Raw genomic sequence first — 9,541 nt, forward strand, 5'->3', positions numbered from 1 at the left:
TCATCTATGGATGGAGCCTTACAATTTTTTTACTATTTTTCCATTGAGTGAATGGCTTTTGAGGGAGGCACTTTGAACTCCGGTAGCAAAGTCAAAGTGCAATCATTTCTGGTTTAGCCGCAGCACTTCTTATACTTCTTGCCGCTACCACAGGGGCAAGGGTCGTTACGGCCTGGGGCTTTGACAGATTGAACGGGAAGCGTCGGATCAACAAAAAACCATGTATCACCTTCTTTCACAAAACGAGAACGTTCTCTATGCTCCTGAACCGCTTCTACCGGCGGCAGACGGAAGCGAGCGCTGAACTCCACTTCGCCGTGGTCGTCATTTTCTGTGCCGTTCACCGTGTCGAGGATGGACAGCCCAACCCACTGAGTGCGATCAGCCCAGTCCTGCATCTCGGCACGTTTTAAACCGGCCTGTTGTTTTGTCCATGTGATGCTGAAGAGGTAGTCAATCAGCCCATGGGACCAGGCGGTATAGCGCGAACGCATAAGCTGTTCGGCTGTTTGTGCTTTGGCTTCACCTTTGTGTAACGGTGCGCAGCAGGTGTCGTACATTTGTTGAGAGCCGCAGGGGCAGGAAGATGGTGTAGTCATGCCTGTAAGAATAACAGTTTTCGGAATGCAATTGTGGTATGAGGTATTGGCAGGTTATAGTGAATCGCGCAGGCTGATCAACATGAGTGTGAGTCAAGGAAAAAGTACGATACAAATATCAATAACAACAAAGCTTCTGGCAGGAAGTCGTAGCAGTAGGAGAGGCGTTATGAAGATTATGCTGACGGTTGCAAAACTAGTGACGGTTTTGTTTTGGGTTGCGGTTATCTCCACCGGTTTCATAGAGTGGGCAGCGCCTCTCGATAAGATAATTCCTGCCCTGGGAGGCCTGGTGTTTGTGGCACACCTTCTTGAAATAGTGATCTGGCAAGGGCGGATTCGCTCCCTCAGTCATCATGTTGCCTCCGACAATATCAAAACTCTTATCTTTGGTGCCTTCCATATGGCTACCCTTAGTCAGGCGCAGGAAGAAACCACTCAATCAGCGTCCTGAATACGCGCATATTTTACTACTGCACATTTATACAGTGGGGGTATACTCATACTTCCCTGTTTCACTTATACGGTTGCGATTTTTTCCATGTCCCAGGTGGCACCGGCTTTGCGCCAGACTATTCAGAAAGCCTACAGTCAATTCCTCGCTAAAAAGGAGTTGAAACCCCGCCTTGGGCAGAAAATCATGATTGCCGAGATTGCCAAAACCATCGGTGTGATTGATATGGATGACGATGGTAAGCGCACCTCTGAGCCAGCGGTCTGTGTGATCGAAGCGGGCACGGGCACCGGCAAAACCGTGGGTTACACACTGGCGGGTATTCCCCTTGCTCAGGCGGCTGATAAAACCCTTGTGATTGCCACCGCAACCGTCGCCCTGCAGGAACAGATTCTCAATAAAGACCTCCCCGATATCAGCCACCACAGCGGTTTGAAGTTCACCGTGGCACTGGCCAAGGGGCGCAGGCGTTATGTGTGTGTGCAAAAGCTGGATACATTACTGCAGAGCACACAGGCCAACTCCGCCACCATGACGCTGTTTGCGGAGGAAGGCTTCAATATTGATCTGGACGAAGAGTCCACCCAGTTCTACGAAACTATGGTCACCCGGCTGGCATCCGGCTCCTGGGATGGTGACCGGGACAGCTGGAAAGACACCATCGATGAGCAGGACTGGATGGCACTGACCTCTACCCATGCTCAATGCACAGGCCCTAAGTGTGCTCACTTTAATGGTTGCCCTTTTTACCGTGCCCGGGCATCGCTGGATAAAGTGGATGTGATTATTACCAACCACGATCTGGTGCTTTCCGATTTGATGCTGGGAGGCGGAGCTATTCTTCCTCCACCGAAAGACTGTTTATATATCTTTGATGAAGGCCATCATCTTCCAGACAAAGCTATCAGCCACTTTGCCCACGATACCCGGCTGAACGACACAGCTCGCTGGCTGGATCAATCCGCGAAGCTGCTGGGCAAGATTCTCGGCTCCCATGCTTTACCGGGAAAAATTGGTGAGTGGTTTGAGCAGCTGGAAGGCAAGTTTCAGGAGCTGAAGGACGAGCAGGCCATGATGCGGGAAGCCTTACTGGCTGTTGCTGATTTTCAGCATGCCGGAGAGTCAGAAACCGGCCGCACCATGGTTTACCGCTTGCCCGATGGCGTTGTCCCTGAACATATTCGGGAGATGGCAGGCAAGATGAAGGCGGGGTTCAGTGCCTCGTCTGACCTGGCGGATCGTATTGTGAGTGAACTCAAGAGTGCTCTGGATGGTGATGTGCCTGGTGTGGACACATTGCAGGCCGAACAGATTCTTCCGCCCATCGGTTCACTGCTGGCGCGCTTGCAGGGGAATCAGGAGCTCTGGCTCTCCTGGAGCAAGCCGGATACAGAAGGCCATCCACCGTCTGCCCGCTGGCTGGAGTTAACGGATTACAACGGCTCTCAGGATTTAATCGTGGCCAGCAGTTTGATTCTTGCCGGTGGCCTCTTGCGTGAAGTGCTCTGGAATCATGCCTGGGGTGCTGTTGTGACGTCAGCCACTCTTGCCGCCCTTGGCCGTTTTGATCGTTATCGGATTCGCTCTGGCGTGCCTTCTGAAAGCCGTTGTGAAAGTGTGCCCAGTCCGTTCCACCACCATGAAGCTGGCACGCTTGTTATTCCTTCTATGAGTTCCGATCCCAGCAGAGCCAGTGATCATACCGATGAGTTGATTGAAACCCTTCCGAAACTCATGGAGGTCGCACGGGGCACGCTGGTGCTGTTCTCCTCTCGCAGGCAGATGAAGGATGTGTTCTTTGGTCTGAGCCGTGAAGAACGTGAAAAAGTGATGATGCAGGATGATTACTCCAAGCAGGAGCTACTGCGCTTGCATCGTGAGCGGATTGATGAGGGCAAGGAGAGCACTATCTTTGGTTTGGCGAGTCTGGCGGAAGGTATCGACTTGCCCGGAGAGTATTGTGAGCATGTCGTAATTGCCAAGATTCCTTTTGCGGTGCCAGATGATCCTGTGGAGGCTTCTCTTGCTGAGTGGGTGGAAGCCCGGGGCGGTAATCCGTTTATGGAAATCTCTGTGCCGGATGCGGCCGTACGCCTGGTACAGGCCAGCGGGCGCCTGTTGCGTACGGAGCAAGACAAAGGACGTATCACGATCTTGGATCGTCGTCTTGTATCCCGGCGTTATGGTCAGGCGCTCCTGAACTCCTTACCGCCTTATAAGCGGGAGATTGCCTGAACCATTCTGTCATCAGGGATCAGGTTTTCAGTCATTGTTGTTTTCTGTGTACTGTCCGAAACTTTCCGGTTTGCGTCTGAGACTTTTGAGGGGGGAAGGGCATGTCGGTTCGGGGTACGTACAGCTTTACTGATGGGGAGTGCGAGGTGTCCGGCATGCGTGTTGGGCGTGTGGATGCTGGCATCAACACCACTTTTATTGTGTACCGTGTTGGCGATACGGTGATTGATTGTGGGCCACCCAACCAGTGGAATGAGGTTCAGCCATTTATTGAGCGGGAACCTGTTCGGCAGTTGCTGATCACCCATCACCACGAAGATCACAGCGGTAATGCTTCCCGTATTGCGGCTTTAACAGGAGTGACTCCTCTGGCACCGGAGCTGGCAAAGGCGAAGCTGGCATCCGGTTTTAAAGTTCCTCCTCTACAACGATTTATCTGGGGTTCTCCAATTCCTGTACAGACAGACTCCTACCCCTCCGATATTGCTCTTGCTGATGGCAGCCCTGTCATTCCCGTCCATGTGCCGGGACACGCGAAAGATTTAACCGTGTTTTTTCTCCCAAAACAGAAATGGCTGTTCAGTGGCGATCTCTATTTGTCCAAATCCCTGAAAATGTTCCGTAATGACGAGAACCTCAGTGAGCTGATTGACAGCATTCACAGGGTTCTGGCACTTGATTTTGAAGTGCTGTTTTGTCCCCATCGTGGCATTGTTGAAAATGGCAAAGCCGCTATGGAAGAGAAATTACAAAACCTGGTCTGGCTATGCAGTGAGTCCCAGCGGTTGGAGAGGAAAGGGCTGTCTCTCTCTGCGATTACCCGTAAAGTTCTTGGTCGGGAGGAGATGATTTCGTGGTTGACAGGTTACAACATCAGTCGCCGTAACCTGATTCGTGAAGCTTTGAAGGTCAAACTTTAGTCATCAATGATGGGGCTGGCTTCCAGCCATTCGTTAATGAGTTCTTTGGCCCTGTCTGCGTCAGCAATATCGGTATATAAACCGATCAGGTCGTGGGCAGGCAGCTCTCCCGTTGCTCCCTGCAGGAAGGTGCCGCTTATATGGCAGTGGATATGATGGCTGGTGAGCATGTCTTTCAGGCACTCAGCCTCCATGGCATCTTTCGGGCTATACACATTGATCATTGCATTAGCATCTGTTCGAGGTTTTCAGAAAGGATTTTAGCGCGACTTTGCTGGGCTTCAGTCAGAGACTTTGTAACGGTTTTCCTCAGGGTGAGAGCTTCATCTTTCACTGGCGATTCATCCCTGCTGGCCAGCGTCAGCCACACCCAGGCGCTGATCTGGTTGCTGTCTGTTCCTTCCCCGCGATGGTAGGCGCTGCCAACTCTGTAGCGGGCTTCTGCATCTCCGGCTCTTGCAGCTTCTACATAAAGGCTGAATGCGGTTTCCGGGTTTTTCTCAATGCCCTGGCCAGTGCGGTAAGCGTCTGCCAGTTTGCGGGTTGATGTGATGTCACCCTTATTGGATGCGGCCTTTAATGCAGAGACTTCTGCTGAAGGCTGATTCGGTGTGCTGACGGCCTGGGTGGGAATAACAAAGCCAATTCCGAGCGCGAGTACTGCGTATGAGAGTGCGGAACGTGTGGTGTACTTCATATTTCCCCTTGAATGCTTGAGGCTCGTTTATTGTTCTCTGCCGGGATTATAACCCCTGCATTGGTATCTGTTGTAGCTCCTGATTTGTACCCGGAGCCTTAACCATGTAACTTGAGCGCGTTATGGAAATGTTTTCGTTCTGTAACACAGGATACTCAAAGGCTACCGGCTGAAACAGAACTTGTACGCTGGTCGCCATATAATGCGCGCTGGCTAAAGTAGATACAGACCCCTTGCCTCTTATGCAATCCTTTGATGACATTCGCCCTTATAACGACCACGAGGTGGCGCCAGTTCTGGCACAGCTGGTGGGAAATCCCCATTTGCTGCGAGCGATCGGACACTTCTATTTCTCCAATGTGCCAGCCTGTGTGCGCAACTTTATGCAGCCATTGGTTAGCATGCGTGTGCGAAAAATGGTGGCAGGTATTAAGGATGTGTATGGACTGCAGCGAAGTATCGCTCCTTTTCTTGAGCAGATTATTGAAAAAACCTCCTGTGGTTTAACATGGTCGGGTCTGGAAAATCTTCCCCAGAATAAAGGCTGTTTGCTGTTGAGCAATCACCGTGACATCGTTATGGATCCGGCGTTGGTGAACTACGCTCTGTTCAATAACGGGCGGGATACGGCGCGCATTGCCATTGGTGACAACCTGTTGGGTCGCCCTTATGTGGCGGATCTGATGCGCCTGAACAAAAGCTTTATTGTCAAACGATCTGTAGCTGGTCGACGGGAGAAACTGCTGGCTCTACAAAAGCTCTCTGCCTATATCAGCCATTCCATTGAAGAGGGCAGTGACGTATGGATGGCTCACCGGGAGGGGCGAGCGAAAGACGGCGATGACCGTACTGATACTGCGATTCTTAAAATGCTTCACATGAGCTTTCGCAAGGATAAGCGCAGTTTTGGCGAGCTTCTTGAGTTCCTGAATATTATCCCTGTTTCCATTTCCTATGAGTACGACCCCTGTGCCGTTCACAAGGCGGTGGAGTTGCAGGCCCGTGAAGCTTATGGCGAGTACGATAAAGAGGAAGATGAAGATCTGAATAGCATTCTTACTGGTATTGAAGGTTTTAAAGGACGAATGCATGTGGCTTTTGGAAAACCTGTGAATCCAGCTTTGGAAACGCCTCAAGATGTCGCCAGCGCCATCGATCAGCAAATGCATGACCTCTATCGCCTATGGCCTTCCAACTGGCTGGCGAAGGAAATTCTTGAGAATTGTGCAGGGCAAGGGGATTGGCGCCAGCTGTTTTCTGCCAATGAACTGGCAGAGCATGAGTCCCGGTTTCAGCAGGCCCTGGAGAGCTGCCCGGAGGATGCACAGCAGTGGCTTTTGAAAATTTACGCTAACCCGGCTATTAACAGTTTGGCGGTGTGATGTATGTTCAAGTTTTGCTTTTTTGTTCCTGAAGAGAATCTTGAGGGTGTTAAGGAGGCTGTGTTTACTGCTGGTGCCGGTCGTATTGGCTCTTACGATAAGTGCTGCTGGCAGGTAAAAGGGGTTGGCCAGTTTCGCCCTCTCGAAGGCAGTAATCCCCACATTGGTCAAAGCCATCGGCAGGAACAGGTTGAAGAATTCAAGGTTGAGATGGTCTGTGCTGATGACGTAGTTGATGCCGTTATTGCGGCTCTTCACAAGGCTCACCCCTATGAAACGCCTGCTTTTGAAGTATGGCGATTGGATGAGCGCAGTTGTAATACCTGCTGTTAAAACGTAAGGGTTTCATCCCGCAGGGCGAACTGTTTCCGGTGTCTGTCCATAAAGTAAAATTCCAGTGTGCGGGCTACGGTTCTGAACGCCAGCTTATCCCAGGGAATATCCTTTTCATCGAACAGGTTCACTTCAAGGCTTTCCTGCCCGGGGGCAAACTCCGGCTTATCCAGTTCAGCGCGGTAAAACATATACACCTGGTTGATGCTGGGAATACTGATAACAGTGTACAACTCTTCACAGCGGGTGCGGGTGCAGGCTTCTTCCCAGGTTTCCCGGCGAGCCGCTTCTATTGTGGATTCACCGTTCTCCATAAAACCTGCGGGTAGTGTCCATAACCCATAGCGGGGTTCTATAGCTCGACGACACAGGAGAACCTGATCTCCAAGAACAGGAATGGTTCCAGCTATGATGTTCGGATTTTGGTAGTGAATGGTGTTACAGGCGGGGCAGACATGCCGCTCCCGATCATCCCCTTTTGGGATGGTGAGAGTCACTCGAGTGCCACATTCACTACAGAATTTCATCGATTATTGTTCTCCCTGTGATTGTCTCAGTGTGCCAGAATCCTGCCTCTTGGCAAGCGCTGGAACCATTGTTTTGCAGTGCTGTCGAAGGTTTTCATACTTTCCATTCTTGTTGTGAGCCACGACAGTGACGCCTTCAATAAAACTGCTTCGATTACCTGTTACTTTTTTTCTGTTTCTATTTCTCACACTGCTGATAGTGGGGGTGGAGGCTGTGCTGGGCGATACATCAATGTGCACTCATAGTTTTCGGGCTGTACCCCATGAAGGTGTCACCCTGAACAGTTCGATTGCCGGGAATGAGTTAAAGGTGGTCGATAATGGTGCATATCGCTCGCTACTTTATCGCAGTAAGGATGGCAGTGAGTTACTCAGCAGTCAGATCAGCCTTATGCACCCAGATATACCAACGACTTCTGATACTCGCGAGCTTCTGGCATCTTTCCTGCTTGCTCCAGTACAGAACCATGTGATGGTTGTGGGGGTGAGGAATATCGGGCTCCTCAAATTTTTGAGGAGCTTTTCTTCTGCTCAGTTTATTGAGGTGATCGAGCGTGACTCTTCTTTGATCTCAACTGCAGATGTTTACTTTGATCTACGCCCTGATGAGCGGCTAACGATTCAGCAGGATGACAATCTCGACTATCTGTTGAGTCGGTCTGTGGGAACGTATGATGTTATTTATGTGGATCAAATACCTTCTGAGGAACCGGGCATTCGGGATGTGGCGATGTTGGATTCTCTGTGTGGCAAGTTGAATGAAACGGGCGTTATGATGACTATCCTCCGTGGTAACAATATCAGCATTGCACGGAGTATTGATCAGGTGATTCAGGTATTTCCCCACGTGTTTGTGTGGGATAGCCCTGAAGGTGACAGTGTGGTTCTGGCGGCAGTGAAACACAGGCAACTTGTGAACCCGCTGGTATTTCGAGAGCGTGCCAGAAAGTTAGATTCGAGAGTGAATGCCGGGTTTTCCTTTGCTGGTTTTATTGATCCGATGGTGGCTGGAGAGTACCGGGTTACAGGCCTTTAATATAATTGAATCGCTCTGGCTGGTGGGTTGGAAGGTAGGTAGTATGTTAGTGAATTATAATAAGAAGAGGAATACGGAAGCACGTAACGTTATGCTGAAAAAAATACGACAACAGATTTCTGAACATACTCCTCGAAAGCTGACTCTGGATATGCCAGAAGCTGCGGTTCTTATTGCACTCACTCGCAGCGAAACAGAAGAACCAGAAATTATTTTTACCCGCCGTTCCAGGCGGCTAAATACCCATAGTGGCGAAGTGGCGTTTCCCGGTGGAAAACGTGACCCTGAAGATGATGATTTATCTCAAACTGCTTTGCGAGAATCCCATGAAGAGATTGGTTTAGCTTACGAGCAGGTTGACCTGATTGGCCCGGTTGGTGATGTAATCTCCCGTTTCGGTATCAAGGTGACACCTTATGTTGGTGTGGTGGATTCCGGGGTAGAGTTGGTGGCGAACCCTGATGAGCTGGATCGCATCTTCCGGGTTCCAGTCAGCTATTTTCTGGAGTCCGACACTTTGCGTACGGATGAACTCCATTATCAGCATATGACCTTCCATGTGCCGGCCTGGCAGTACGGCGAGTATCAAATCTGGGGACTGACGGCGATTATGCTGGTGGAATTTCTCAATGTGTCTCTGGGGGCGGGCATTCCGTTGAATGTACCCCATATTGAGGGAAGCGAAGTTAAGAAGGGGCTATGGTCCCGCCGGGCATGAGATAGGAACTTTTTGCCATAAACAGCGCCTAAAACCGCAATAATCTTCATTTTAAAGAGGTGTGTGTTGAAAGGAGGGTGCTGTGAAAAAACGTTATACCAATGGATGGTTTGTAGTTTTTATTTGGCTATTTTGGCTGCTGAATGCTCAGGCGGCTCTAGCTGACACAAATGAAAGTGTAGAAAAGGGCTATCTGATTCCCTACATCCATTTGTATCTTCAGAAGGAGCATAATCAACCGTTGGACGAGGTTGATATATCTGCTCTTGATTTGGATGGGCAGCAGCATTATGCGCTCTATAAGACATCATTCAGTAATACCCACCTGTTTGTAAAATTCTTCCAGAAGCCTGATCGAGAAGGTGATAGCACCGTTAGTTTTGAGTCAGAGAAGCGCTTGAAGAATGAGCTGGAAGTGAACTCCATTACTAATGAATCCATCATTTATTTCTATCATCAGGATTTGGTACCACACCCCCGTAAAAATATGGTCATGGCGGTTTATCCATTCCTGGTTGGTCAAAATCTGGAAATATGGCTTGATGAAAACAGCGCTCGCATTGTGGACCCGGAGTTTATCAGGGAAGCCTCTGAAGTTTTCCGTCTTCATGGGAAAATTATGGGAGAAGTGGCTAAGAAA

At 50.0% G+C, this 9,541-nt stretch carries 12 protein-coding genes; 8 read left to right on the plus strand and 4 right to left on the minus strand.

Translation table 11 applies throughout. From position 1 onward, the window contains the following. Positions 1-113: 113 nt before the first annotated feature. The gene (locus tag E1189_RS05280; protein WP_155159004.1) at positions 114-599 is read right to left on the minus strand and encodes a YchJ family protein; all 486 of its coding nucleotides are present in this window, start codon (positions 597-599) and stop codon (positions 114-116) included. Positions 600-768: 169 nt separating this feature from the next. Between E1189_RS05280 and E1189_RS23595 the strand changes: the two genes are divergently transcribed. From E1189_RS23595 to E1189_RS05295, 3 genes are all read left to right on the plus strand, one after another. Further along, positions 769-1,053: a DUF1145 domain-containing protein gene (locus tag E1189_RS23595; protein WP_196221214.1), complete on the plus strand. Its 285-nt coding sequence runs from the start codon at positions 769-771 to the stop codon at positions 1,051-1,053. 87 nt (positions 1,054-1,140) lie between these two features. Further along, positions 1,141-3,288, plus strand: coding sequence for an ATP-dependent DNA helicase DinG (gene dinG, locus E1189_RS05290; protein ID WP_155159006.1), 2,148 nt, complete (start codon positions 1,141-1,143; stop codon positions 3,286-3,288). Positions 3,289-3,389: 101 nt separating this feature from the next. After that, positions 3,390-4,208: an MBL fold metallo-hydrolase gene (locus E1189_RS05295; protein ID WP_155159007.1), complete on the plus strand. Its 819-nt coding sequence runs from the start codon at positions 3,390-3,392 to the stop codon at positions 4,206-4,208. On the opposite strand, the gene E1189_RS05300 is transcribed toward E1189_RS05295, so the two are convergent. After that, positions 4,205-4,432, minus strand: a complete 228-nt coding sequence (locus E1189_RS05300; RefSeq protein ID WP_155159008.1) for a putative signal transducing protein — start codon at positions 4,430-4,432, stop codon at positions 4,205-4,207. The genes E1189_RS05295 and E1189_RS05300 overlap by 4 nt on opposite strands. Next, positions 4,429-4,905 carry a tetratricopeptide repeat protein gene (locus E1189_RS05305; RefSeq protein WP_155159009.1) on the minus strand — a complete coding sequence of 159 codons (477 nt, stop codon included), beginning with the start codon at positions 4,903-4,905 and terminating at the stop codon, positions 4,429-4,431. Before E1189_RS05305 ends, E1189_RS05300 begins: the two co-directional genes overlap by 4 nt. A gap of 242 nt (positions 4,906-5,147) precedes the next feature. Here E1189_RS05305 and E1189_RS05310 point away from each other — a divergent pair, with 242 nt between their 5' ends. Both E1189_RS05310 and E1189_RS05315 read left to right on the plus strand, forming a co-directional pair. Further along, the gene (locus tag E1189_RS05310) at positions 5,148-6,287 is read left to right on the plus strand and encodes a 1-acyl-sn-glycerol-3-phosphate acyltransferase (RefSeq protein WP_155159010.1); all 1,140 of its coding nucleotides are present in this window, start codon (positions 5,148-5,150) and stop codon (positions 6,285-6,287) included. A gap of 3 nt (positions 6,288-6,290) precedes the next feature. Continuing rightward, entirely contained in the window at positions 6,291-6,620 is a 330-nt protein-coding gene (locus E1189_RS05315) for a YqfO family protein (RefSeq protein ID WP_155159011.1), read from the plus strand. Here the strand turns inward: E1189_RS05315 and E1189_RS05320 are convergent. Next, on the minus strand, positions 6,617-7,147 hold the full coding sequence (locus tag E1189_RS05320; protein WP_155159012.1) for an NUDIX hydrolase: 531 nt from the start codon (positions 7,145-7,147) through the stop codon (positions 6,617-6,619). The two genes, E1189_RS05315 and E1189_RS05320, sit on opposite strands and share 4 nt — an antisense overlap. A gap of 214 nt (positions 7,148-7,361) precedes the next feature. Here E1189_RS05320 and E1189_RS05325 point away from each other — a divergent pair, with 214 nt between their 5' ends. The 3 genes from E1189_RS05325 to E1189_RS05335 all read left to right on the plus strand — a co-directional run. Continuing rightward, positions 7,362-8,183, plus strand: coding sequence for a polyamine aminopropyltransferase (locus E1189_RS05325; RefSeq protein WP_155159013.1), 822 nt, complete (start codon positions 7,362-7,364; stop codon positions 8,181-8,183). Positions 8,184-8,226: 43 nt separating this feature from the next. Then, positions 8,227-8,901 carry an NUDIX hydrolase gene (locus E1189_RS05330; protein WP_230460182.1) on the plus strand — a complete coding sequence of 225 codons (675 nt, stop codon included), beginning with the start codon at positions 8,227-8,229 and terminating at the stop codon, positions 8,899-8,901. An 82-nt stretch (positions 8,902-8,983) separates the two neighbouring features. Further along, positions 8,984-9,541, plus strand: a 558-nt coding sequence (locus tag E1189_RS05335) for a hypothetical protein (RefSeq protein ID WP_155159014.1), incomplete at its 3' end; no start/stop codon positions are given.

Origin of the sequence: Parendozoicomonas verongulae, assembly GCF_009711465.1 — a bacterium.
Taxonomy (GTDB): domain Bacteria; phylum Pseudomonadota; class Gammaproteobacteria; order Pseudomonadales; family Endozoicomonadaceae; genus Sansalvadorimonas; species Sansalvadorimonas verongulae.